The sequence below is a fragment of the Pseudomonas putida genome (genome assembly GCF_001941965.1).
Taxonomy (GTDB): Bacteria; Pseudomonadota; Gammaproteobacteria; order Pseudomonadales; family Pseudomonadaceae; genus Aquipseudomonas; species Aquipseudomonas putida_L.
This window is the reverse complement of the sequence record NZ_MKZO01000024.1, coordinates 20,216-45,326: the sequence shown is the minus strand read 5'-3', so window position 1 is coordinate 45,326 and position 25,111 is coordinate 20,216. Positions and strand designations below refer to the sequence as shown.

Genomic DNA, 25,111 nt, shown 5'->3' with positions numbered 1-25,111 from the left:
CAGGGCTGGGGGCGCGGGGTGTCAGAACCGCCGGTTGGCGGAAAACACCACCGTCGCCGAGCAGTCCCCGCCCTTGCCGAAGTTGTTGCGGCACTCCGCCTCGGACAGGTCGGTGTCGATGTACGCCGCCTTCCACTCCAGCCCGAATGCCCGCTTGCTCAACGCCACCTGCCAGTCGTTGTAGTCGCTGCGGTAGTGCCCGCTGGCGGACAGCCAGGCCTGCTCATCAGGGGTCGAGGTATGGCCGTAGCGCAGGTTGAGCTTGGTCTGCCAGGGCAGGTAGAAGTCGTACTCGGCCCAGCTGATCAGCCGGTGGCTGTCGCGCTTGCTGATGGCCGCATCCGCCGGCAGCACGCCCCACTGGATCAGCTGATCCACCTGGGCCGCCGCCGCCGCCCGGGCCGGCGGGTTGCGCAGGTCGTTGGCGTACTTGAAGCCAACCGTGGCGTTGCGATAACCGAAGGTGCCGATGAACTCGCCGAAGTTGATCCAGCTGTCACCGGGGTATTCGTAACGTACGTAGGAGAGTGAGAACCGGGTGTTCTCGGTGATCGGCCGGGCGATGCCGACGTAGTAGTCCCATTCCCGATTGCTCTGGGTGCCCATGTCGACGTTGGCGGTGAACACCCCGGCATACAGGCCGCTGAGCTTGTGTACCAGGGTTGCCGAGGTGAGCAGCACGGGGCCGTCATCCTGGTTCAGGGAAAAACCGCCGACGCGGTAGTCGCTGGCCAGACCGATATTGATATCGAGCAAGGTTTCCGGGGTCAGGTCGAGGGCCTGGGCGGTGGCGGACAGGCCGAGCAAGGCGCTGGCCAGGCCACGAAGTGCAAACTGCTTCATTACATCTGCTCCATTGTTGTGATTGCTTTGGCAGAGAAGGGCGTTGCGTACTGCTGGTTGTTATGGGTTTTCCGGGCAAGCCGGGTCCGCAGGCTCGGCACGGGGCGAACCTCGGGGCATTCAGGGTGAAGAGGCGCTCAGACGTTGGAGCGGATGCGGTTCCACATACGGGTGAGCATGCGCAGGACCTGGCGTTGTGGCGGCTCGGTCTGGAACAACAGGCGGCGCTCTTCGTCAGGGACGAACAGGTTGTGATCGTTCAGCAGTTGCGGGTCGATCAGTGCCTTGCTCGCCGGGGTCGGATTGGGGTAGCCAATCTGGTTGCTGACCCGGGCGATCACCTCTGGCTGCAGGAGGAAGTCGATGAAGGCGTGGGCCTGGTCGAGGTTTTTCGCGTCCTTGGGAATGACCATGTCGTCCGACCACATCAAGGTGCCCTGGCGTGGCAGGGCCAGGCGGATGTCCTGGCCATTGCCGGCGGCCAGGGCCATGTTGCGCGCCGCGAGCATGCCGCCGGACCAGCCCAGGGCCACGCAGATATCGCCGTTGGCCAGGTCCTGCGGATACTTGGCCGAGTTGAAGTAGCGCACGTAAGGGCGGATCGACTTGAGCAGGGCCTCGGCCCTGTCGTAGTCGACCTGGCGTGTGCTGTCGGGGTTGAGGCCCAGGTAGTGCAGGGCGATCGGCACCACTTCGGTCGGGCTGTCGAGCATCGCCACGCCGCACTGGCTGAGCTTCTCGATGTTTTCTGGCTTGAACAGCAGGTCGTAGTTGCGCATGTCCACGCCCTGGCCCAGCACCGCCTCGACCTTGGCCTGGTTGTAGCCGATCAGGGTACTGCCCCACAGATAGGGCACCGTATAGCGGTTGCCGGGATCGAGGCGGTCGCGTTCTTCCATGAACAGCGGGTCGAGCTGGTTCCAGTGCGGCAGTTTCGCCCGGTCCAGCGGGATCACTGCGCCGGCGCCGATCAGGTTGGGCACCTGGCTGCTGCTCGGGAAGGCCAGGTCGTAGCCGGCCGTGCCGGTGAGCAGGCGCGCTTCCAGGGTCTGCGGGCTATCGAAGACGTCGTAGGTGACCTGGATTCCGGTCTGCTGCTGGAAGTCCTGCAGGACATCCTTGGGCAGGTACTCGATCCAGTTGTAGATGCGCAGCTCGCCGCCCAAAGGGTCGGCCTGGGCCAGCAGGCTGCTGCCGCCGAGGAGCAGGGCGCTGGCAAGGTGTCGAAGGTGCATGGCTCGTCCTTATTCTTGTAGTGAGACAGCAAGGGCGCGGATCAGGCGCAGGGTGTCGATGTCCAGGATGCTCTCGGCCTCCGGCTGCGAGGACTGCTTGACCATCACCACCTGGCGCTGGAAGTCGACATAGAGGATCTGCCCGTGAATCCCCACGGCAAGCAGCGCCTCGTCGGGGTAGACGTACCACTGGCTCTTGTAGGTGGCGCCAGGGCTCCACTGGGCGAAGCCTTCGTTGGTCGCGTAGATCGCCGGGTCGGCGCCGGCCAATACGGCATCGATGGCCGCCGGGGCAATCAGCTGGCGGCCATTGCACTCGCCGCGGTCCAGCAGCAACTGGCCGTAGCGCGCCATGTCCCGGAGCGTTGCGTTGAAGCCGCAGCCGGTGACATTGCGCCCCCAGGGATCGGCGACGAAGAACGCGTCGCGCTCGCAACCCAGCTCGCGCCAGACTGCCTCGACCATCTGCGCGCAACTGCGCCCGCTGGCCTGTTCCATCACCCAGCCGAGGGCTTCGGTGACGGCGGTGACGTAGTGAAAGAAGCCGCCATGCTCGCCGCGCTTGCGCATCCCCGGCAGGTATTCATAGAGCGAGGCACAGACGTGGATACCTTCGGGCGCCGGGGTCAGACCGCAGGCGTAGCCGAAGTGCAAGCTGCCGGAGTCCGGGTCGTCGTAGACCTCGTCGTAGTCGATGCCTACCGCCATATCCATCAGTTGGCGCACGCTGGCATCGGCGAAGGCACTGCCGGCGAATTCCGGGACGTAATGCAGGGCCGGCAGACGGTCATCCAGTACGCCGCCCTGCACCAGCTCTTCGGCATGCATCCCGATCAGCGACTTGGTCACCGAGAACATGATGTGCCGCTGCCGGGGCTGGTGGTGCAGGGCGTACAGCTCCTGCACCAACTGGTCATCCTTGAGCACCAGCCAGCCATCGGTGTGGGTGGCCTTGAGGTGCTCGTGCAGGCTTAGGATGTCGCCCGAAGCGCTTTCGAAACTGAAGTCCTCCAGGTGATTGGCGGCGGCAGGCAGCGCCCTGACCGGCTGGCTGCCGCGTTCGATGACGATACCCGGACGGATCCGCTCCATGTTCTGGAAGGCCCAGCGATTGTGCGGCGGGGTCATGAAGTTGTGCCAGGTCACCCGTTGTTCCGGGGGCGGTGGAAACCCCTGCATCAACGGCACGGCGGCTGGATTGCCGGCACGATAGGCACTGCGTAGCGCCTCGGTGAACTCGTTGCTCATGAACTGCTCTCTGCGGTGGTGATGGCAAGTTTTTATCTTCGTTAAATTTTATAGTCAAATAAAATATTTCATTTGAATTGAAAATTTACTAGAATCAGCACCTTGCACAGACTGCCGAGGAAGACGAGTGAGCGGACTACGCCAGAAGCAAAAGGAACTGCGCCGCGAGGCGATTCTCGAGGCGGCCCTGGGGCTGTTCGAGACGCAAGGCTTCAACGCCACCACGGTGGAACAGATCGCCGGGCAGGTGGGGGTTTCCACGCCGACGGTGTTCAACTACTTCGGTACCAAGCAGGACATTCTCCTGGCCCTGATGGAGCGTGCCGACCAGCGTGCCCTGTCCGATTCGCGGGAACAGATGCCGGCCTTCGACAATGCCGTGGATGCCATGTGTCACCTGGAGTCGCGGATCATCCGTCGCGAGCTGGAAGCCTTGCCGGCGGCGATCTGGCGCGAACTGCTGCCGCTGGGGCTGCTGACCCCGAGACCGGAGGCCGCCTCGCACCTGAACCGGCGGCTGATCGACGAGGTGGCGGAACTGCTGCGGGAGTTGCAGGGGCGCGGGTTGCTCAAGGCGTCGTTCGATGTGGCGTTCGTCGCTGAATTCCTCAACGACTACAGCTCGACCCTGTTCATGCGCCTGGTGCAGGACGATGTGCCGGACCTGGAGGCCCACGAGCGGCGCATCCGCAAGCTGACCCAGACCCTGGTGGACGGCCTGGGCGTGTGAATCAGCGTTCGTCGCGGGTATCGATACTCACCACCACCGACATCCCCGGCCGCAGATGCCGCGCCTCCGGCTGGTCCTCATCCACGGTGATCCGCACCGGAATTCGCTGGGCAATCTTGACGAAGTTGCCCGTCGCATTGTCAGCCTGCAGCAAGGCGAATTCCGAGCCGGTGGCCGGGGCGATCTGCTGTACATGGCCGTGCAGCTTGAGGTGGTTCAGGGCATCCACGGTGAAGGTCGCCGGCTGGCCGATGCGCACGTTGGCCATCTGGGTTTCCTTCAGGTTGGCGATCACCCATTTGACCTCCGGCACCAGCGCCATCAGTTGCGCGCCCGAGTTGACGTAGGCCCCTAGCCGGGTGCCGATCTGCCCGAGCTGGCCGTCCCGCGGAGCGGTGACCCGGGTGTTGTCCAGGTCGATGCGTGCCAGTTCCAGCGCGGCCTTGGCGTTTTCCACGGCGGCTTCGAGGGCGGCGCGGTTGACGATCACCGTCTCGCGGTCCTGGCGGGCGATTTCCAGAGCGGCCCTGGCCTGGGCCAGGCTGGCGACGGCGGCGGCGTGGCTGGCGCGGCTCAGGTCCAGCTCGCGACGGGAGACCGAACCATCGCTGGCCAGCGCCTGGTTGCGGCGCAGGTCGGCCTGGTTGCGCGTGGCCTGGGCGGCGGCATCATCGATGGCTGCCTGGCGCTGGGCGATCACCGCCTCGGCGCTGTTGCGTTGCTGCAGGTTGTTGGCCAGGGCCGCCCGTTGCTGTTGCAACTGCGCCGTGGCCTGGGCCAGGCGCTGGGTGTAGATGCGGTCGTCGAGGCGCACCAGCAGGTCGCCGGCCTTGACGAACTGGAAGTCGTGCACCGGCACTTCGACGATATAGCCGGCCAGTTGCGGGCCGATGATGGTCACCTGACCACGCACCATGGCGTTCTCGGTGCTTTCGATGGCGCTGCCGAAGGGCGGCAGGCGCCAGGCGTAGAGCACCACGAGAATCCCGGTGATGGCCACGGCGGCAAAACTCAGGGTTGCCAGCCAGTGCACCCGGCGCGTGCGTGCCGGGCTGGTCGGTTCGCTGGGCGGGGTGACGCCTTCCGGGGTTTCGGCGATGGCGGTGGTGGTGGTCGAGGGCGTTTCCTGGGTCATCGGCTCGGCGCGTCGCTTGGAGTGGTGGTGGCCGCGGCCTGGCGGGCGAGATAGCGCAAGCGCAGGCTGCGGATGAAGATCCAGATCATGGTCAGCACGGCGATGCTGCCGATCAGCATGAAGACATCGTTATAGGCCAGGATAGTGGCCTCGCGGGTGGCGGCGCTGGCCAGCAGGCGCATGCCGGCTTCGCTGCGCAGGGCCGGGTCGGCGATGACCCCGGCGTAGCCGGCGCCCCCACTCTGGATCCTGGCGTTGACCAGGGGTTCCAGGTAGCTGAGGTTTTCCACCAGGTGACTGGAGTGGAATTTCTCCCGCACGCTCTGGAACGTGCCGAGCAGCGCCGCGCCCAGCAGGCCGCCGAGGTTGTTGCAGATCCCGAACATCACCGAGAAGCTCACCAGGTTGCGTGGGTTGGCGCGCACATGGCCGATGCCCAGGGCCATGCTCGGGCCGAGGAAGAAGGTGCTGCCGAAGGCCAGGAGGAACTGACTGAAATACATCTGCGCCGGGCGCGTCAGGTTGCTCGACGAACTGTCCATGAAGGCCCCGGTGGCCATGGCCGCGAGGGAGATGAACAGCGGCAGGACCAGATGCTGCGGATTGATGGTCAGGGCGCTGGTGGCCAGGCCCGCCGCGGCGCCGAGGAGCATGATCCAGTACAACTGGCGCATCTGCTCGCTGCCCATGTTCAGCGCCTGCAGGAAGCCCACCGCGCCGGTGGACTGCTCCGAGGTGACCATGCGGATCAACACCACGCACAGGGCCAGGCGCACAATCGCGCCGCTGCCCAGCCAGCGGGTCATCAGCAACGGGTTGCTGCGGTTGTGCTCGATGGCCAGGCCGCTGCAGACCAGGGCAATGGACGACGCCAGGGCGACGCCGATCCACGGCGCATCCAGCCACCAGTCGATACGCCCGAGGGACAGCACCGCGCAGAGCAGGGCGGTGCCGCTGGCCATCAGCGAGAAGGTCAGGAAATCCAGGGGTTCGAAGGTCTTGAAACGATCGCCGGGAGGCAGCTTGAGCATCAATACGCAGCCCAGCGCAGCCAGGGCCAGGCCCAGTTCGAACAGGTACAGGCCGCGCCATTCGGCGATCTGCAGCAGGTCTTCGGAGAATACCCGGGCCAGCGGCACTGCCAGTTGCGAGGCGCCCAGGCCGAGCACCATGGCCTTGAGCCGCCACTGCGCCGGAAAGGCCTGGATCATGTAATACAGGCCCAGGGAACTGAGGGCCGCGCCGACCATGCCATGGGCGGCGCGCACCGCGATCGCCGAGTTGAGGTCGTTGACGAACAGGTGGGCGAAGGTGACCAGCGCGTAGAGCACCAGAAACACCTCGGTGAACGCGCGCAGGCCAAATTCCTGGCGGAATTTCACCAGCAGCAGGTTCATCGACACGTTGGTCATGACGAAGGCGGCGGGCAGCCAGGCCATCTCGGCGCTGGTGGCGCCGAGGGCGCCCTGGAGAAAGGTCAGGTTGGCGGTAACCAGGGCATTGCCCAGGCCGCCGGTGATCGCCACCAGCAGGCCGACCGCGCCATAAGCCAGGCGCTTGCCCGGTGCATGCAGCGGCGTCGAGGGCGAGCCGGGCAGGGTGGGTTTCTCGTGGGGGAGCCACTGGCGGGGGGCGTATTTGTCCATCGGTAGGGCGGTAATCCATGAGCGCGTAGGAAAACTTTACGCGAGGTGTCGGGGAATAACATCCATCCCGGGAAGTGCCAGCATTGGCCGATGCGTCATCAGAAAATCCCCCAGCCGCCCGACCCCTTGCTCCCAGGCACTCCCTCGCGGCCAGACCAGGTAGTAGCCATCACCGGTCGCCACGGCCTGGCGGAACGGCAGCGCCAGCCGGCCATCGCGCACATGCCCGGCAACCAGCGCCAGATCGCCGATCGACACGCCATGCCCGGCCATCGCTGCCCCCATGCCCTGGTCCAGAGTGTCGAAACAAATGCCCCGGTCCAGCTCGACTTGCCCCGACAGGCCGCTGCCCTGCAGCCAGCGCTTCCAGTCCCGGCGATCGGCAGAGGGATGCACCAGCGCAACCCGGGCAAGACGCGACGCATCCCAGCTGCCGTCCCCCAGCAGCGACGGCGCACAGATGGGTATCAGCCACTCCTCGAACAGCTTGCGGCATTCAACCTGCTCACCGAACTGTCCATTGCCCAGCAGCACGGCGCAGTCATAGGGCTCGCTGGAAAAATCCACATGGTCCTGGTCCATCCACACGCTGGCCAACTGCACGGCGATGCTCTCCGGCGCCTGGCGAAACCGCTCAAGGCACGCCAGCAGCCAATGCATGGTCAGGGTCGACGGGGCTTTCAGGCGCAGTTGCCGGGCGCCTTCGTGAAATGGCTGGCAAGCCTGTTCGATCAGGCTGAAGCCGGCATTCAGTTGCCTGGCCAACTGCTGCCCGACATCAGTCAGGCGCAGGCGCGGTCCATTGCGCTCGAACAGGCGACAGCCCAGATGGCTTTCCAGGCTGCGGATATGCCGGCTGATCGCGCTTTGGGTCAGGGCCAGTTCATCGGCCGCGCGGGTAAAGGAACAGGAGCGAGCGGCGACCTCGAAGGCGCGCAAGGCATAGAGCGGAGGCAGGCGATCGGCCATGGCGGGCAGGCTCATCATGAGTTGGAATCATAGTAGGCCAGCGCTTTTTGCGTTTTTCAAGGTACCAGGTACACCCCAGAATGCGCGGACTGAAAGCTTCGAAGGGGGAGAAATGAACACACCGCTGCTGATCGCCTACCTAGGCACTGTCATCCTGCTGATCGCTACCCCGGGGCCGGTGGTGCTACTGGTCCTGGATGCCGCCAGCCGTTCCGGTACCGCGAGCGCCGTGCGCACGGCCCTTGGCGCCAATGCGGCGTCGCTGATCCTGGTGGCCGCCGCGGCGGCGGTGCTGGCCGGGACGCTGGCGCTGAGCCCGCAGGTGCTGCAATGGGGCGCGCTGGCAGGCTGCCTGTTCATCGGCTGGCTGGGGTTCAGTGGCTTGCGCGACAGTGGCGCGGGCGAGGAGGGCACGGCGAAAAAAGCCAACGGCTGGTGGCAGGGTTTCCTGATCGGGATTGCCAACCCCAAGGACATCCTGTTCTTCGTCGCCCTGTTTCCACAGTTCATCCCGGTGACCGAGTCCTTCGGTACCAGTATCGGCCTGCTGGCCCTGCTGTGGCTGGTGGTGGACCTGGGCATCCTGGCGCTGTACATCGGCCTGATGCGTCACGCCCTGGCGCAACGCTGCAGGGCGTGGGTGTCGCGGCTGTCAGCGTGGATGCTGTTGCTGCTGGCGGCAGTGGGGGTGATCTACTGGTGCCGCGTATTGCTGGGCTGAATCAGCGGGACATTTCGTGGTTGTTCAACTGGGCCTGCTGGAGCAGCAGGTTGAGGCGCGCCACCTGCTCCTGGAGCTGGTCGCGCTCCTGCTTCAGGCGTTGCAGTTCGTCGCGGCGGATCGAGACGTAGAGCGTCTGGGGCGGGGCTGCCGAGATCAGGGTTTGCATAGGGGACCTCACTAATGGCGTGTCACACAACTGAAGCGTAGACGCTTGACGGGGCGCGATTCTGAATTCTTTTTTCCATGGAGGGAACTTTTTTATTGGGCACTGTCTCGCCGTTCGTCGTGAAACCATCGCTCCTGTCCACTGGACTAACCTTGAGGACTTCTTCCATCGACTGGAGCATCGGCACATGCAACTGGGAATCGTGGGGCTGGGCCGCATGGGCGGCAATATTGCAAGGCGCTTGATGCGAAACGGGCATCAAGTGGTAGTGAATGACCGCAATCAGGCGGCGATCGACGCGCTGGTGGCGGAGGGCGCGCAAGGCGCCAAGGACCTGCCGGCGCTGGTCAAGCAGATGAGCAAGCCCCGGGCGATCTGGGTGATGCTGCCGGCCGGCGAACCGACCGAGCAGACCCTGGCGCAACTGGCCGACCTGCTGGACGCCGACGACGTCCTGATCGACGGTGGCAACAGTTTCTACAAGGACGACATCCGCCGCGCCGGCGAGCTGCAGAAACGCCAGCTGCACTACGTCGACGTGGGCACCTCGGGTGGCGTCTGGGGCCTGGAACGCGGCTATTGCATGATGATCGGCGGCGAGCAGGCGATCATCGAGCGCCTCGATCCGCTGTTCGCCAGCCTGGCACCCGGAGTCGGCAGCATCCCCCGCACCCACGGTCGCGAAGGCCAGCCAAGCCGCGCCGAGCAGGGGTATATCCACGCCGGCCCGGCCGGTTCCGGACACTTCGTCAAGATGATCCACAACGGCATCGAATATGGCCTGATGCAGGCTTACGCCGAAGGCTTCGACATCCTGCGTGGCAAGGCCAGCGAGGCACTACCGGCGGACCAGCGCTTTGATCTGGACCTGGCACAGATCGCCGAGGTCTGGCGGCGCGGCAGTGTGGTCACCTCCTGGCTGCTGGATCTGACCGCGGACGCCCTGGCGCAGGACCCGCAACTCAGTCATTACAGCGGCGCCGTCGCCGACAGTGGCGAGGGCCGCTGGACCATCGACGCCGCCGTGGAACAGGCGGTGCCGGTGCCGGTGTTGAGCAGCGCATTGTTCGCCCGCTTCCGCTCGCGGGAGCAGCAGGGCACCTACGGTGACAAGCTGCTGTCGGCCATGCGTTTCGGTTTCGGCGGCCATGTCGAGCGTCCCGAATGAATCAATACAACGTGGAAACCGCGCCACCCTGCACCCTGTTCCTGTTCGGCGCCAGCGGCGACCTGGTCAAGCGCCTGCTGATGCCGGCGCTTTACAACCTCAGCCGTGACGGCCTGCTGGACAACAACCTGCGCATCGTCGGGGTCGATCACAACCAGGCCACCGGCGCCGAGTTTGCCGCGCGCCTGGAAAGCTTCATGCGCGAGCGCGACAAGGGTGCCGCAGAGGGCGCGGCATGCTTCGACCCGAAGCGCTGGGCACGCCTGGCCAAGCGCATCGACTACCTGACCGGTGATTTCCTCGACGCCGACACCTACCAGGCCATCGGCAAGCACATCGGCAGGTCACGCAATGGCAACGCGATCTTCTACCTGGCCACCGCGCCGCGGTTTTTCTCCGACGTGGTGCAGCGTCTCGGCGCAGCCGGCCTGTTGAATGAAACCGAGGGTTTTCGGCGGGTGGTGATCGAAAAGCCGTTCGGCTCGGACCTGGCCAGCGCCGAGATGCTCAACGCCAGCCTGCTGCGGGTCATGAGCGAAAAGCAGATCTACCGGATCGACCATTACCTGGGCAAGGAGACCGTGCAGAACATCCTGGTCAGCCGGTTTTCCAACGGTCTGTTCGAGTCGTTCTGGAACAACCACTACATCGACCATGTGCAGATCACCGCAGCGGAAACCGTCGGCGTCGAGGAGCGCGCAGCTTTCTACGACCACACCGGCGCATTGCGCGACATGGTCCCCAACCACCTGTTCCAGTTGCTGGCGATGGTTGCCATGGAGCCACCGGCCGCATTCGGCGCCGATGCGGTGCGCAGCGAGAAGGCCAAGGTCATCGGTGCGATCCGGCCCTGGTCGAAGGCCATGGCCTTGAAGAACTCGGTACGTGGCCAGTACACCGAGGGCAAGCAGGGCCGCAGGAAGCTCAAGGGCTATCGCCAGGAGCCGCGGGTCGAACCGGACAGCCAGACCGAAACCTACGTCGCGCTCAAGGTGATGATCGACAACTGGCGCTGGGTCGGCGTGCCGTTCTACCTGCGTACCGGCAAGCGCATGAGCGTGCGCGATACCGAGATCGCCATCTGCTTCAAGCCGGCGCCGTATGCGCAGTTCCGCGACAGCGATGCCGAGCGGCCCAAGCCCAACTACCTGAAGATCCAGATCCAGCCCAACGAAGGCATGTGGTTCGACCTGCAGGCCAAGCGTCCCGGGCCCGCCTTGGAGATGGAAACCATCGCCCTGGGTTTCGCCTACAAGGACTTCTTCAAGATGCAGCCGGCCACCGGTTACGAAACCCTGATCTACGACTGCCTGACCGGCGACCAGACCCTGTTCCAGCGCGCCGACAACATCGAAAACGGCTGGCGTGCGGTGCAGCCGTTCCTCGATGCCTGGAAGGAGGGTGGCGTGGTGCATGAATATGCCGCCGGGGAAGATGGCCCGGCAGCCGCGAACGATTTGCTGAATAAAGACAAACGCAATTGGCATGATTTGGGCTGAAACCCGAGACTGCAACATTTCCCCTCTATCGTTCACGATCCCCTGAAAATGCCCGTCTGGTACGGGCATTTTGCCGTTTTTTGACGCCATTTATTCGCCGCACTAGCAACTGGCTATATTCGTTCGAATACGGCAATCTTGGCAAAAACCGGAAGCAGTTCACATTTCAAGACATTTCCGACCAACTGCCTCTTTACTTTTTGCACAAACCAATAAGGGCTCCCATGGAGAGCGTCCCTGTACTGGACTCGTTACGCACTAATCTGGCCCGTGAAGTCACTGACAACCTCCCGTATCGCCTGCCATTGTCCGCCCACCAAGGCCTGTACCGGGTGCGCAAGGTCGTAGCGACTGGCGCCACGCCGATCCCGGGGCCTGGCGCCCCAGGTATTCAAGGATGAACCGTCTGCTTTCCAACACTATTTTCCTGACTCCGCACGGCCTGATTACGGTCAGGTGCTGCGCTGGCCCGATGCTTGCGTATGGGGTTTGGACACCGAAGAAAAATACCATGCCCGGCACACGCACTCTGCCGCAGGACCGGGCACGCAACGAGCAAGCCGCGGTGGCTGCATGAGCACCGCACGAGAGACGCCTATGGAAGAACCAACCTTCGATTTCGACAGAATGCTGTGCTTCACCCTGTATTCCACCGCCAATGCCATGGTCCGCGATTATGGCGAGCCGTTGCGCCGGCATGGCGTGACCTACCCGCAGTTGCTGGTGCTGATTGGCCTCTGGGGCGAGGACGACATGTCCATCAGTTCCCTCAGTGCGGTGACCCTGTTCGACCTCGGCACGTTGACGCCGATCATCCGTCGTCTGACCGACGCGGGCTTCATCACCGTCTACCTCGACCCCGGCGACCGGCGCCGGCGCAAGGTGCTGCTGACCGAGAAGGGCAAGGCGCTCAAGCTCGAGGCCGCGCAACTGCTCGACTGCATGAACGGCAAGCTGGGCCTGGAGCCGGGCAACATGCAGCAGATGCTCGACACCTGCCAGCAAATCCGCTCACGGCTGCGCTGAAGCAGGATCGTCCAGGTAATCGGGCGTATTAAAGTTGGCCAGCCGGGGATCGTCTTCGGCACATTCCAGAGCCAGCAAGGGCCCGCCGCGCAACACCCACGACAGACTACGTTCGCCACTTTCCCAGGCGGCTGAAAGTGTGGCTGTGAGTGTGCGCGGGATCAGGCTGAACATGGGCTGCCAATGGCTGCCCTGGCGGACCATGGCCGGGGCATGGGCGTCGCTGGCCAGCTTCAGCAGCGACTCCAGCAACGCTCGATCGACCTTCGGTGCATCGCAGGCCAGCACCAGCAGCCAGTCATGCCGGGCTACCGCCAGGCCGGCCAACACCCCCGCGAAAGGGCCGGGAAAGTCGCCTTCGGCATCCTGCACCAGGGTGTCGGCGTAGGGGCGGTAGGCCTCGAGGTTGCGGTTGCAGGAAATGATCAGGTCGTCGGTCAGCGGGCGCAGGGTGCGATGCAGATGGGCGACCATCGGCTCGCCGCGCCACTCCAGCAACCCCTTGTCCCGCCCTCCCATGCGCTGGCCGCGGCCGCCGGCGAGGATGAGGATGGAGCAGGGGGGGAGGGTGTTGCTCATGGGCAGGGCTTCCGGCAGGTCAAGGCTGGCACCATCCCATGGGCGATGGCAGGTTTCAACTGTGTTGTTCTTGAGGGCCTCATCGCTGGCAAGCCAGCTCCCACAGGGATCGCATTCACCGCGGACCCTGTGGGAGCTGGCTTGCCAGCGATGAGGCCGGTACAACCAGCCTCACATCTTCAGGAGTTCACTTCGCCCGCAAGCGCCTCAGTCTTCTTCTGATACCCCGTCACCCGCATCACCACCACGAAGAACACCGGCACGAACACCACCGCCAGGGTCGCAGTGAGCATCCCGCCGACCACACCGGTACCAATCGCCTGCTGGCTCGCCGAACTGGCCCCGGTAGCGATGGCCAACGGCACCACGCCGAGAATGAACGCCAGCGACGTCATCACGATCGGCCGCAAGCGCAGGCGCGCTGCCCGCACCGTCGCATCCACCAGGTCATGACCTTCATCCACCAGGCTCTTGGCGAACTCGATGATCAGGATGGCGTTCTTTGCCGAGAGACCAATCAAGGTGATCAGGCCAACCTTGAAGAACACATCGTTAGGCAGGCCGCGCAGAGTCACTGCCAGCACCGCCCCGAGAATCCCCAGCGGCACCACCAGCAGCACCGAAGTCGGGATCGACCAGCTTTCATACAGCGCCGCCAGGCAGAGGAACACCACCAGCAACGACAGGCCCATCAACAGCGGCGCCTGGCTGCCGGACAAACGCTCCTGCAAGGACAGACCGGTCCATTCCAGGCCGAAGCCCAATGGCAGCTCACTTACCAGGCGCTCGATTTCCGCCATGGCTTCACCCGAGCTGTGGCCCGCAGCGGGCTCGCCGCTGACGGCAATCGCCGGATAGCCGTTGTAGCGGGTCAGTTGCACCGGCCCGGACACCCACTGCGCCTTGGCGAAAGCCGCCAGCGGGACCATCTTGCCGCTGCTGTTGCGCACATGGATCTTCAGCAGGTCCTCGACCTGGCTGCGGCTGTCGCCTTCGGCCTGCACCACCACCCGCTGCATGCGCCCCTGGTTGGGGAAGTCGTTGACGTAGCTGGAACCCACTGCGGTATTCAGCACCGTGCCGATATCGGCGAAGGACACGCCCAGGGCATTGGCCTGCTTGCGGTCGATTTCCAGCTGCACCTGCGGGCTTTCCGCCAGGGCGCTTTCGCGCACGTTGACCAGCACCGGGCTTTTTTCCGCAGCGGCGAGCAACTGGTCGCGGGCCGCCATCAGCCGGGCATAGCCCAGGCCGCCACGGTCCTGCAGACGGAACTCGAAGCCGGTCGAGGTGCCCAGGCCGTCCACCGGCGGCGGCAGCACCGAGTAGGCAATGGCGTTCTTGAACTGGCTGAAGGCGATGGTGGCGCGCTCGGCAATCGCCGCGGCGGCGTCATCCGCGGCCCGTTCCGACCAGTCCTTGAGCGTGGTGAACACCAGCGCCGCGTTCTGCCCGTTGCCGGAGAAGCTGAAGCCAAGGATCACCGTGGTATTGCCGACACCCGGCTCCGCCGCGTTGTGCTCTTCGATCTGCGCCGCCACCTGTTCGGTCCGCTCACGGCTGGCCCCCGGCGGCAACTGTACGTCGGTAATGGTGTAGCCCTGGTCCTCGGTCGGCAGGAACGACGACGGCAACTGGCCAAAGCTGAAGATCAATGCGCCGAACAGCACGGCATAGACCAGCAGGTAGCGCCCGCTGCGCGCGATCGCGTGCACCACCCAGCGCTGGTAGCCGTTGCTCATCGCCTCGAAGCGGCGGTTGAACCAGCCATACAGGCCGCGCCGTTCATGGTGCTCGCCCTTGGCCACCGGCTTGAGCAGGGTGGCGCACAGGGCCGGGGTCAGGCTCAGGGCGAGGAACGCCGAGAACAGGATCGACACCGCCATGGACATGGAGAACTGCTGGTAGATCACCCCCACCGAACCGCTCATGAAGGCCATCGGCAGGAATACCGCCACCAGCACCACGGTAATGCCGACGATGGCGCCGCTGATCTGGCCCATGGCCTTGCGCGTGGCTTCTTTCGGCGGGAGGCCTTCCTCCATCATGATCCGCTCGACGTTCTCCACCACGACGATGGCGTCGTCCACCAGGATGCCGATGGCCAGGACCATGCCGAACAGGGTCAGGACGTTGATCGAAAAGCCCAGGGCGAGCATGGCGGCGAAGGTGCCCATCAGCGCTACCGGCACCACCAGGGTCGGGATCAGGGTGTAGCGGATGTTCTGCAGGAACAGCAGCATCACCAGGAACACCAGGACCATGGCCTCGCCCAGGGTGTGGATCACCTGGGTAATGGAGACCTTGACGAAGGGCGAGGTGTCATAGGGGATGTCGTACTTCGCGCCGGGCGGGAAGTAGCGCGACAGGTCGTCCATCTTCTCGCGGACCAGGGTCGCGGTCTGCATGGCGTTGGCGCCGGGTGCCAGTTGCACGCTGAAGGCGGTGGCGGCCTTGCCGTTGAGGCGGGTGCCGAACTGGTATTCCTGGGCGCCGATCTCGACCCGGGCGACATCGCCGATGGTCACGCTGGAACCGTCCGGATTGGCGCGCAGGACGATGGCGGCGAACTCTTCCGGGCTCGACAGTTGCCCCTTGACCAGCACGTTGGCGGTGATTTCCTGACCCGGGCGGCCGGGCAGGTCGCCGATGCTGCCCGGAGCGACCTGGGCGTTCTGCGCCGCAACAGCGGTATTGACGTCCTCAGGCGTGAGGTTGAACGCAATCAGCTTCTGCGGATCGATCCAGATGCGCATGGCCCGCTCCGAACCATACAACTGCGCCTTGCCGACGCCGGGCAGGCGGCGGATCTCGTTCATCACGTTGCGCGCCAGAAAATCACTCAGCGCGGTTTCGTCCAGGCGCGGGTCCTCGGAGGCCAGGGTCACCAGCAGGAGGAAACCAGTGGACACTTTCTCCACCTGCAAGCCTTGCTGGGTCACGGCCCGGGGCAGTCGCGACTCGACGATCTTCAGGCGGTTCTGCACATCCACCTGGGCCAGTTCCGGGTTGGTCCCGGGCTCGAAGGTGGCGGTGATGGTGGCGCTGCCCAGGCTGCTCTGGGACTGGAAATACAGCAGGTGGTCGGCACCGTTGAGCTCCTGCTCGATCAGGCTGACCACGCTGTCGTCCATGGTTTGCGCCGAAGCGCCGGGGTACACCGCGTAGATTTCCACCTGCGGCGGCGCAACGTTGGGGTACTGGGCTACCGGCAGCTTGGGCAGGGCCAGGGCGCCGGCGAGAAGGATGAACAGGGCGACCACCCAGGCGAACACCGGGCGATCAATGAAAAACCGTGGCATGGATCAGGCCCTCACTGGCCGGAAGTCTGGACGATGGGCTGCCGGGCTCCGGCGGCGGGCGTGACCTGCACCTGATCACCGGCCTTGACGTGTTGCAGGCCCTCGGTGACCACGCGTTCGCCCGGGTTCAGGCCGTCGCTGACGATCCAGCGGTTGTTCTGCGCGGCACCGAGCAGCACCGGGCGTTCGACGATGCGCTGCTCGCCATCCACCACCAATACCCGCGGCTGCCCGGCGCTGTCGCGCAGGATCGCCTGTTGCGGCACGCTGATGCCCTTGGGCTGCACCGCCTGCTCGACGCGCACGCGGATAAAGCTGCCTGGCAGCAGGTCAAGATCCGGGTTGGGGAACTCGCTGCGCAGGGTGATCTGCCCGGTGCTCTGGTCCACGGCGATATCCGAGAACAGCAGCTTGCCGGGCAGCGGGTAGGGCGTGCCGTCATCCTGGATCAGGGTGACCTTGGCCTGGTCCTGGCCGACCTGCTGCAACTCGCCAGCCCGCAACGAACGGCGCAGGGCGTTGATCTCGCGGGTCGACTGGGTCACGTCGGCGTGGATAGGGTCGAGTTGCTGGATGGTCGCCAGGGCCGTGGTTTCGTTCTGTCCGACCAGTGCGCCCTCGGTGACCAGGGCACGGCCAATGCGCCCGGAAATCGGCGCGGTGACCGTGGCATAGCCGAGGTTCAGGCGCGCCCGCTCCACGGCAGCCTTGGCCGCCGCGACATCGGCATCCGCTTGCATCGCGGCGGCACGGGCGTTGTCGCGGTCCTGGCGACTGACGGCATTGATCGCGATCAGCTCGGCGTAGCGCTCATCCTGCAGCTTCGCCTGGTAGCGGGTCGCCTCGGCTTTGGCCAAGGTCGCGCGGGCACTGTCGTAGTCGGCCTGGAAGGGTGCCGGGTCGATGCGGAACAGCACGTCGCCCTGTTTCACATCGCTGCCTTCACGGTATTCACGCTTGAGCACGACCCCGGCGACCCGCGCCCGCACCTCGGCGATACGCGGCGCCTGGATGCGACCGGACAGTTCGCTGCTGATCGCCAGCGCCTGGACCTGCACGGTCTCCACCGAGACATTGGGCGTGGGCATTTGGGCCTCTTCGCCAGCCTGTTCATCACCACAGGCGGCAAGCAGAAGAAAGGCGGCGGCGAGGGGCAGCAGGCGCAGACGGACGGGACTTGAAGGAAACATAGGGATCTTCCATAAATGACCGTCGCATGGTACGCAGCCGCCCGGCATCGGGCTGTGAAGCTCTGTAGAACGTCTGTTAAAAAGTGTGAAGAAATAACTTCTTACCTTTCCGGGTTCTATATCCTGCCGACTTTTCCTGCCCACCCGATCAAGCCAAACCATGCCCAACATCCTTCTGGTCGAAGACGACTGCGCCCTGTCCGAGCTGATTGCCAGCTACCTGCAACGCAATGGTTTCACCGTGAGCGTCATTGCCCGCGGCGACCAGGTGCTGGAGCAGGTGCGCCGGGACAGGCCTGACCTGGTGATCCTCGACCTGATGCTGCCGGGTCTCGATGGATTGCAGGTGTGCCGGCTGTTGCGCGCCGAATCGCAGACCCTGCCGATCCTGATGCTCACCGCCCGCGACGATAGCCATGACCAGGTCCTCGGCCTGGAAATGGGCGCCGACGATTACGTCAGCAAACCCTGCGAGCCCCGTGTTCTGCTGGCCCGGGTGCGCACCTTGCTGCGCCGCAGCAGCATCGCCGAGCCGCACCTGGAGAGCGACCGCCTGCTGGTCGGCGGGTTGTCCATCGACCTGGCCGAACGCACTGTGACCTGGCGCGGCCTGCCGGTGGAGCTTTCCAGCGGCGAGTTCAACCTGCTGGTGGTGCTGGCGAAGAACGCCGGCACGGTGCTCAGCCGCGACCACATCCTCCAGCACCTGCGCGGCATCGAGTTCAACGGCACCGACCGTTCGGTGGACGTGGCCATCTCCAAGCTGCGCCGCAAGTTCGACGACAATGCCGGCGAAGCGCGCAAGATCAAGACGGTGTGGGGCAAGGGCTATCTGTTCAGTCGCGTGGAATGGGAAGTCTGAGGACGGGCCATGCTGAAGATCCTGATTCGCCTGTACCTGCTGACCATCATTGCCTATGCCGGCGGTATCTTCCTGATCCCGGACGCGATCCTGCATCTGTTCAACGACCGTTACGTGGCCTACAACCTCGATCAGGCCCGGGGCGTGCAGAGCCTGATCGTCAAGCAGTTCCGCCAGACGCCGGAGAATGAATGGCCGCGGGTGGCAGAGGCGCTGGCGGCGGACTTCGCGCCCCTGGCCATCGAGCTGCGCACCCGCGAGCAACTGGACCTGAGCGATGAAGAGCGCGAGCGTCTCGACGCCGGTCACAACGTGGTGCGCCTGGGCGACTGGGGCTACTACGACACCGCCATTGCGCCCCTCGGTGGTCAGTGGCTGGTCGCCTTGCGCAATCCGCCGGATCCGTTCGATATCAACCTGCTGTCGTGGGGCATCACCGTACTGATCGGTGCTGCGCTGCTCGGTTGCCTGCTGCTCTGGCTGTGGCCGCACTGGCGCGACCTGCAACGGCTCAAGGCCACCGCGCAATTGCTCGGTCGCGGCCAGCTCTCCGAGCGCACCCTGATCTCGCCGCGCTCCAACATCGGTGCGCTGGCGGCGGTGTTCGACACCATGGCCCAGGACCTGGAGCACTTGCTGACCCAGCAGCGCGAGCTGCTCAATGCGGTCTCCCATGAATTGCGCACGCCATTGACCCGCCTGGATTTCGGCCTGGTGCTGCTCTACGACGAACTGCCGGCGGCCAGCCGCAAGCGTTTGATGCAACTGGTCGGGCATGTGCGCGAACTGGATGAGCTGGTACTCGAGCTGCTGTCCTATAGCCGGTTGCAGACGCCGGGACAGAGCGTCGAGCGGGTCGAGGTGTCGCTGCTGGAGTTCGTCGACAGCATCCTCGGCAGCTTTGCCGAAGAACTGGACAGCCGGGATATCTGCTGGGAAGTACGCGGTGGCGGCGAGCAGCGCTTCGCCCTCGATCCACGCATGACCGCCCGCGCGGTGCAGAACCTGATCCGCAATGCCATGCGCTATTGCCACCGGCGCCTGGTCCTCGAGCTGAGCCTGGACGGGCAGGGCAACTGCCTGATCACCGTGGAGGATGACGGCATCGGCATTCCCGAGCAGGAGCGCGAGCAGATCTTCCAGCCGTTCTACCGCCTGGATCGCAGTCGCGACCGGGCCACTGGCGGCTTTGGCCTGGGGCTGGCGATCAGCCGACGGGTGATCGAGAGCCAGGGCGGGGTGTTGACGGTCGGGCAGTCGGCGCTGGGCGGGGCGCGTTTCAGCATCTTCCTGCCAAAACACTGAACTGAATCCCACTCGGTCGGTGTAGGAGCTGGTTTACCTGCGATGGACCGCGTAGCGGTCCCAAAACCATCCCGCACGAGTCGGTGTCATGTGAAATCCTGGATTCACAGCAACTTTCGAATGGCATTCCTCCAGATGCTCGGAGTGGCAGGTTTTGGGACCGCTAACGCGGTCCATCGCAGGTAAACCAGCTCCTACACGGATCGCGGTATCCGTATGTCCTACCACCCCACGGGTAGTCTCCAATCACCTTTCAGCGGACGACGGTGGGAAATTTCCTCGTCTCGCTGGGATATGTCTGATGTAAGCCATTTCCCCTGTTAGCGAATAATCCGCTCCGTCCGGCGCCATTGCCGGACTACCGGAAAATTTGCCACCCAACAAGGAAATTGGTCATGAAATACAGCGTTCTCGCACTCCCACTGGCACTGATGATGGCGGCCGGTACCGCCGTGGCGGCCGACCCGATCGAGAAACAGGTCACCGTGACCGCCACCATCCCGACCGAAAGCTTCTACGTCGAGCCGGTAGGCGGCAACTGGATGAACGAGCCGCAGGACATGGCCTGGAACTCGTTCCAGCAAACCCTGCAACCGATCCGCAAGCAACTCCAGGTACGCAGCACCACCGGACCGATCTCGGCCTACCTGACCAACCCGGCGACCATCACCAGCGGCGCCGACACCATCGGCCTCGAAGTCAGCGTCGCCGGCAAGTCCCTGACCCTGACCTCCGCCGAGGTCATCAGCCAGGAACAGGCCGCCCCCGGCGCCATCGTCGGCTTCGAAGTGGCCGCCAAGGCCGCAGGCACCGGTGGCTACACCCCGGGCAACTACCTGGGCGTGGTCAACATGATGTTCGAAACCACCGCCGAGTAAATCCGGGCCAGTCCCTCCCTTTTCCAATCGTCCCCGGTCCGGCGCTCCCCATGCCGGGCCGGGGGTGGTTGGAGTTGCCTCCATCCGCGACGAGCAATCACACATGTCTCTTGCGACATCCATACGAATGGCGGTGGGCTGCTGCGTGGCCGCCGCCTGGCTGACCGAGGTCAGCGCCAGGGAAGAGACGGGGAATACCAGTCAGCTTGGCATCCTGCGGCAGGCCGAAGGATTGCCGAAGGAATTCGACGAGCACTTTTTCGACGTACCCCTGGCCGTGCGCATCGACCTCGACGGTCGCCTGCTCGGTGAAGCCATGGTGGTACTCAGCCGTGACGAGCGGGTCCAGCTGCTGGAGTTCACCGATACCCACGAAAGCCGGGAGCCAGATACCGTGCGCCAGCGCTGGGGCGAGGTGCTGCGGGCCGGCCAGGCCCTGGGCAATTGCATCAAGGCCTGCCCCCAGGACCTGCTGGCGGTGCACTACAGCCTGGCCAACTCGCAACTGTCGATCCTCACCCGCAACGCCGAACGCGACCAGCAGGCCGCCTGGCACCCATTGCCCGAGCAGGGCAGCCAGGGCGTGATCCTGCGCAACCAGCTCAACCTCAGCCGTGACGGCGAGGAAACCGTCGGCCGCTACGCCTTGCGCGGGCAGGGCAGCGTCGGCAACTGGACCACCGTGGCCGAGGCCCAGGTCGACCGCAGCAACGAGGACCGTCCACAGACCCGGCACCGGGTCGACGAGCTGTTCGCCGAGCGCGTGCACCAGGACAACTTCTTCCGCCTCGGCTATTTCACCCCTGGCGCCCAGGCCATGAGCCGCCAGCCGCGCCTGCTCGGCAACAGCCCGGATACCACCCTGGGGCTGATGTTCGGCAGCAGCGACAGCCTGGCGATCGACAACGGCAAGGCCAGTGCCACGCCGATCTATGTCACCCCCAACCGCCCGGGGCTCGTCGAGATCTACCGCAATGGCCAGTTGATCAACAGCCAGCCGGTACAACCCGGCCTGCAGGCCATCGACACCCGGGTCCTGCCCGGTGGCATCTACGAGGTGGAGGTGCGCCTGATCGAGGACGGCCAGGTCACTTCGCGTAACGAAGAGTTCATCTACAAGCCCAACAACTGGAGCAACAACGCCTCACCCTGGCGCTACAACCTGTACCTGGGCAAGCAGAGCGAACTGCTCAGCAACTGGGACGACGAGGACTACGGCGGGCTGGCCGCCGGGGTCATCACCAATTACCTGCTGCACCCGCGCCTGGTGGCCGGGGCCTCGGCCCAGCGCATCGACGGGCAGATGCAGTACGGCACCTCGCTGGACTGGGATGCCCTGGACCGCCTCAAGGTGTTCGGCAATGTGTTCCATACCGACCAGCGTGGCAATGGCTATGACCTGCAAGGTGTCTGGCACCATGAGTCGGGCAGCGTGGTCCTCAGCCACAACCGTTCGTGGATCGAATACCCGCGCCAGCGCCGTCTGGACGGCTACGACTACAACGATGACGACTACCGCCAGCAGCCCGGCAGTCACGAGATGCGCCAGTCGTCCCTGTCGGTCAGCCAGCGCATCACCCGCAAAAGCACGGCGACCCTGCGCCTCAGCCACAGCGATGGCGGCTACGGCAACAGCGGCGTGGCCCTGGACCTGGGCTGGTCGCAACACGGCCAGTTGATGGGCTCGGATGCCAACTGGCGGGTCGCGCTGTTCGATCGCCCCGGCAACTCCAGCAGCGGCAACCAGCGCAACCGCGGGGTCAACCTGAGCCTGAGCATGAGCCTCGGCGGGCCGGGCCGGCGCCTGTCCGGCAGCCTCGGCACCCGCACTTCGCGCGACGGCGGCCGCGACCTGAATACCTCGCTGACCTACCAGCAGGATATCGAGGACAGCACCCTGCGCACCGTCGGTGGCACGATCAATGGTGACCGCTATGGCGCGGCGTTCGCCGCCAACGCGCAATTCGAGAACCGCGCGCTGCATGGCGATGCCTATGTGCAGAACTCCTCGTACAACAATCAGGTCAGCGGCGGCCTCAACCTGGAAAGCACCCTGGCCATCGGCGGCGGCAAGGCCGCCCTGAGTGGCCAGTACCTGCCGTACGAGGCCGGGCTGATCGTCGACGTGGAGTCGGACTACCCCGACCTCAAGCTGCGGGTCGATGACCTCGACGGCCATGCCAGCGTGCTGCGCCCGGGGCGCAACGTGATTCCGGTGAGCGCCTACAAGTCCGGCAGCGTGCAACTCGACTTCGAGGACGGCCGTGTGCCTGCGGCGGTGATCCAGCCGTCGTCACTGACCTATCACCTCAACCGCGGGGGCGTGGATTACCGGGTGCTGCGGGTCATGCGCACGGTCACCGTACTCGGCCGCCTGCTCGACCACAACGGCCAGCCACTGCGCGGGGCCATGGTCATCAACCACGCCAGCCGCAGCGTCAGCGAAGCCGACGGCTTCTTCGCCGTGGAAATGAGCGAATCGACCCCGACCCTGGAAATCCGCCAGGGCGGCCAGCGCCTCTGCCTGCTCAGCCTCGATCCCGGCGTACAGCGCCAGGAGGATGTGCTGCTGGTGGGCGACCAGGTCTGCTCGCCGGACAGCCTCGCCGTCCGCCACCCGCGCACCCAGGGAGGTGACGCCTGATGCCACGCAAGGAAATCATCATGACCCGAAGCCTGCTGATCGGCCTCGCACTGTTGGCCTTGCTCCTGTCGCTGCCGGCGGTGGCGGAGGAGGTCACCATCACCGCCGAATACCGCGGCGGGCAACGAGTTCATCAACACCACGCCCCAGGCCGCGTTTTGCGGACGCTGGCCGCATTACTGCAACGGCGTGGAAACGGTGGGCATACCCATCACCTACAGCAAGAAGACCACCCACAGTGCGCCGGACCATCGCGACCTGTTCTACATCAAGGTTCCAGGCCGGCGCACGGTGACGGTGACCCACGATCTGACCGGCGAGAGCTACCAACTGACCTTTGAAATCTTCGCTATCAGCCAGTATGTAAGCACGACCAGCAACAGCCCGGTGTACACCTTGTATGTCCGCGGGGGGTGCGGCTATCTGTACACCCTGGGCACCGGGGCCTGGGCGTCCTACCTGTGGAGCGTGAAAAGCCCGGGCAACCCTGATTACTGCTATCCCATCGGTAGTCCGGGTACGCCAGGGATGGAACGCGATGTGGAGACTCGTGATTTCGGCGTTGCCTACCGCCTGGTAACCCCGTCGCCCCTGCGCATGAAGCAGGGCATGTACCGCGGCCAGACCACCTACCAGGTCGGCCCCGGTGCCGATTTCGACTTCGGCAACGACGTCAGCAACCTCAACACCAGCAACCTGACCATCAACTTCGAACTGGACGTGGTGCACGCCTTCGTCATCGACTTCCCGGCCGGTTCCGAGCGGGTGGTGCTGGAGCCGCCGGGTGGCTGGACGCAATGGCTGAACAACAAGCGCCTGCCCGAGCGCCTGTACCGCGATCTGCCGCTGCGCATCTGGTCGTCGGGGCCGTTCACCGTGCATACCCGCTGCGAGTACCCGCTGGGCAGCCAGTGCGCCATCCGCAACGACGCCAATGACCACCAGGTGCCGGTCCAGGTCGCCCTGACCCTGCCCAGCGTCATCCTGCACAACGGTCAACCGGTCACCCGCCTGCCGTTACCGGTTGGCGAGGCTACCGCCATCGAACTGGAGGCCACGCAACCGGCGTTGAACCGCGGCGGCAGCCTGCATTTCCAGGTGGACAAGCACGCCGTGAGTGAAATGACCCGCTACCCCGGGGCGCGCTACGAAGGTGATGTCACGGTGGTATTCGATGCCGATTTCTAAGTGTTCTTCAGGAGCTGCACCATGAAAACCCTGTTGTTCGCGCTGTGCCTGGGCCTGTTGGCCGGCACTGCGCAGGCCGGCCCGCAAATCAATGTCGGCGGCCTCTACGACTACCTCGACGGTGGATCCAGTACCTTGCTCAAGCGCGTGCGCAACCTGGGCGACACTACCGCCTTCGTCAAGGTCAGCGTGGTCGAGTTGATCCATGACGGGCAGAGCGCGCCCCGCGAGGTGTCCCATGATGACCTGCCGGTGGCCGAGCGGCCGCTGATTGCCAGCCCGGCACGGCTGATCGTCCCGGCCGGCGGCATGCAGGCGGTGCGCCTGCTGTACCGCGGCGAGCGGGGCGGTGAACGTTATTTCCGCCTGCGTTTCGTGCCGGTGCTGCCCGAGCACGGTGACGGCTTCGCCATCAGCGACGAAGAAGCCGAGCGCTACGAGCAGGAGCTCAAGGCCGGGGTGAACATCCTTGCCGGCTATGGCTCGCTGCTGTTCATCCGCCCACAGGACACCCGCTTCGACACCGGGATCAGCGAGCTGGACGGCCAGTTCCGGGTCAGCAACCAGGGCAGCTCCACCGTGGTCCTCGATCATTTCAATGACTGCGACAGCAGCGGCAAGCACTGTGCCGTGGCCACCAAGCACCATATCCGCCCCGGCGTGTCGCGGCTGTTCGCCCGCTCGCCGGGGCGGGTGTACCGCTTCGAACTGATCGAGGGAGGAGAGCGACGACGCGTCGAAATCAAGGGTTGAAGCTAACGCTGGGAAATTTCC

General features: G+C 64.9%; 21 protein-coding genes. 11 read left to right on the top strand and 10 right to left on the bottom strand.

From position 1 onward, the window contains the following. Positions 1-21: 21 nt before the first annotated feature. The 3 genes from PSEMO_RS14115 to PSEMO_RS14105 all read right to left on the bottom strand — a co-directional run bounded on the left by PSEMO_RS14115 (position 22) and on the right by PSEMO_RS14105 (position 3,326). Complete coding sequence (locus PSEMO_RS14115) at positions 22-843, bottom strand: TorF family putative porin (RefSeq protein ID WP_075803611.1); 822 nt, start codon at positions 841-843, stop codon at positions 22-24. 137 nt (positions 844-980) lie between these two features. Next, positions 981-2,078, bottom strand: a complete 1,098-nt coding sequence (locus PSEMO_RS14110) for a polyamine ABC transporter substrate-binding protein (protein WP_075803610.1) — start codon at positions 2,076-2,078, stop codon at positions 981-983. Positions 2,079-2,087: 9 nt separating this feature from the next. Beyond that, complete coding sequence (locus PSEMO_RS14105) at positions 2,088-3,326, bottom strand: serine hydrolase domain-containing protein (RefSeq protein WP_075803609.1); 1,239 nt, start codon at positions 3,324-3,326, stop codon at positions 2,088-2,090. 127 nt (positions 3,327-3,453) lie between these two features. Here PSEMO_RS14105 and PSEMO_RS14100 point away from each other — a divergent pair, with 127 nt between their 5' ends. Beyond that, complete coding sequence (locus tag PSEMO_RS14100) at positions 3,454-4,056, top strand: TetR/AcrR family transcriptional regulator (RefSeq protein WP_075803608.1); 603 nt, start codon at positions 3,454-3,456, stop codon at positions 4,054-4,056. A gap of 1 nt (position 4,057) precedes the next feature. Here PSEMO_RS14100 and PSEMO_RS14095 read toward each other — a convergent pair whose 3' ends face one another. Genes PSEMO_RS14095 through PSEMO_RS14085 form a run of 3 tightly spaced genes read right to left on the bottom strand, consistent with a single transcriptional unit; the run spans position 4,058 to position 7,806 of the window. Further along, positions 4,058-5,191, bottom strand: a complete 1,134-nt coding sequence (locus PSEMO_RS14095; protein ID WP_075803607.1) for an HlyD family secretion protein — start codon at positions 5,189-5,191, stop codon at positions 4,058-4,060. After that, positions 5,188-6,837 carry an MFS transporter gene (locus PSEMO_RS14090; RefSeq protein WP_075803606.1) on the bottom strand — a complete coding sequence of 550 codons (1,650 nt, stop codon included), beginning with the start codon at positions 6,835-6,837 and terminating at the stop codon, positions 5,188-5,190. Before PSEMO_RS14090 ends, PSEMO_RS14095 begins: the two co-directional genes overlap by 4 nt. A gap of 36 nt (positions 6,838-6,873) precedes the next feature. Further along, a complete protein-coding gene (locus PSEMO_RS14085; protein ID WP_081430260.1) occupies positions 6,874-7,806 on the bottom strand; it encodes a LysR substrate-binding domain-containing protein in 933 nt (310 codons plus the stop codon). 112 nt (positions 7,807-7,918) lie between these two features. On the opposite strand from PSEMO_RS14085, the gene PSEMO_RS14080 reads away from it, so the two are divergent. Beyond that, positions 7,919-8,527: a LysE family translocator gene (locus tag PSEMO_RS14080; protein ID WP_075803605.1), complete on the top strand. Its 609-nt coding sequence runs from the start codon at positions 7,919-7,921 to the stop codon at positions 8,525-8,527. Position 8,528: 1 nt separating this feature from the next. Here PSEMO_RS14080 and PSEMO_RS33495 read toward each other — a convergent pair whose 3' ends face one another. Further along, on the bottom strand, positions 8,529-8,696 hold the full coding sequence (locus tag PSEMO_RS33495; protein WP_178391999.1) for a DUF6026 family protein: 168 nt from the start codon (positions 8,694-8,696) through the stop codon (positions 8,529-8,531). Between the two features lie 127 nt (positions 8,697-8,823). On the opposite strand from PSEMO_RS33495, the gene gnd reads away from it, so the two are divergent. The 3 genes from gnd to PSEMO_RS14065 all read left to right on the top strand — a co-directional run bounded on the left by gnd (position 8,824) and on the right by PSEMO_RS14065 (position 12,389). Continuing rightward, positions 8,824-9,864, top strand: coding sequence for a phosphogluconate dehydrogenase (NAD(+)-dependent, decarboxylating) (gene gnd, locus PSEMO_RS14075; protein WP_256721138.1), 1,041 nt, complete (start codon positions 8,824-8,826; stop codon positions 9,862-9,864). Beyond that, the gene (gene zwf, locus PSEMO_RS14070; protein ID WP_075803603.1) at positions 9,861-11,363 is read left to right on the top strand and encodes a glucose-6-phosphate dehydrogenase; all 1,503 of its coding nucleotides are present in this window, start codon (positions 9,861-9,863) and stop codon (positions 11,361-11,363) included. The genes gnd and zwf overlap by 4 nt, the downstream gene beginning before the upstream one ends. Before the next feature lie 597 nt (positions 11,364-11,960). Then, on the top strand, positions 11,961-12,389 hold the full coding sequence (locus PSEMO_RS14065; RefSeq protein ID WP_075803602.1) for a MarR family winged helix-turn-helix transcriptional regulator: 429 nt from the start codon (positions 11,961-11,963) through the stop codon (positions 12,387-12,389). Here PSEMO_RS14065 and mobA read toward each other — a convergent pair. From mobA to PSEMO_RS14050, 3 genes are all read right to left on the bottom strand, one after another. Beyond that, complete coding sequence (mobA, locus tag PSEMO_RS14060) at positions 12,375-12,968, bottom strand: molybdenum cofactor guanylyltransferase MobA (RefSeq protein ID WP_075803601.1); 594 nt, start codon at positions 12,966-12,968, stop codon at positions 12,375-12,377. The genes PSEMO_RS14065 and mobA overlap by 15 nt on opposite strands. Positions 12,969-13,147: 179 nt before the next feature. Then, positions 13,148-16,270, bottom strand: coding sequence for an efflux RND transporter permease subunit (locus PSEMO_RS14055; protein ID WP_075803600.1), 3,123 nt, complete (start codon positions 16,268-16,270; stop codon positions 13,148-13,150). A gap of 11 nt (positions 16,271-16,281) precedes the next feature. After that, a complete protein-coding gene (locus tag PSEMO_RS14050) occupies positions 16,282-17,460 on the bottom strand; it encodes an efflux RND transporter periplasmic adaptor subunit (protein ID WP_144443576.1) in 1,179 nt (392 codons plus the stop codon). Positions 17,461-17,620: 160 nt separating this feature from the next. On the opposite strand from PSEMO_RS14050, the gene PSEMO_RS14045 reads away from it, so the two are divergent. From PSEMO_RS14045 to PSEMO_RS14020, 6 genes are all read left to right on the top strand, one after another. Then, entirely contained in the window at positions 17,621-18,322 is a 702-nt protein-coding gene (locus PSEMO_RS14045) for a response regulator transcription factor (RefSeq protein ID WP_075803599.1), read from the top strand. 9 nt (positions 18,323-18,331) lie between these two features. Then, the gene (locus PSEMO_RS14040) at positions 18,332-19,627 is read left to right on the top strand and encodes an ATP-binding protein (RefSeq protein ID WP_075803598.1); all 1,296 of its coding nucleotides are present in this window, start codon (positions 18,332-18,334) and stop codon (positions 19,625-19,627) included. 395 nt (positions 19,628-20,022) lie between these two features. After that, positions 20,023-20,505, top strand: coding sequence for a CS1 type fimbrial major subunit (locus PSEMO_RS14035; RefSeq protein WP_075803597.1), 483 nt, complete (start codon positions 20,023-20,025; stop codon positions 20,503-20,505). 103 nt (positions 20,506-20,608) lie between these two features. Beyond that, positions 20,609-23,149: a TcfC E-set like domain-containing protein gene (locus PSEMO_RS14030; RefSeq protein ID WP_075803596.1), complete on the top strand. Its 2,541-nt coding sequence runs from the start codon at positions 20,609-20,611 to the stop codon at positions 23,147-23,149. Between the two features lie 198 nt (positions 23,150-23,347). After that, positions 23,348-24,337, top strand: coding sequence for a hypothetical protein (locus PSEMO_RS14025; protein WP_178391998.1), 990 nt, complete (start codon positions 23,348-23,350; stop codon positions 24,335-24,337). 21 nt (positions 24,338-24,358) lie between these two features. Next, positions 24,359-25,090 carry a pilus assembly protein gene (locus PSEMO_RS14020; RefSeq protein ID WP_075803595.1) on the top strand — a complete coding sequence of 244 codons (732 nt, stop codon included), beginning with the start codon at positions 24,359-24,361 and terminating at the stop codon, positions 25,088-25,090. Positions 25,091-25,111 lie beyond the last annotated feature (21 nt).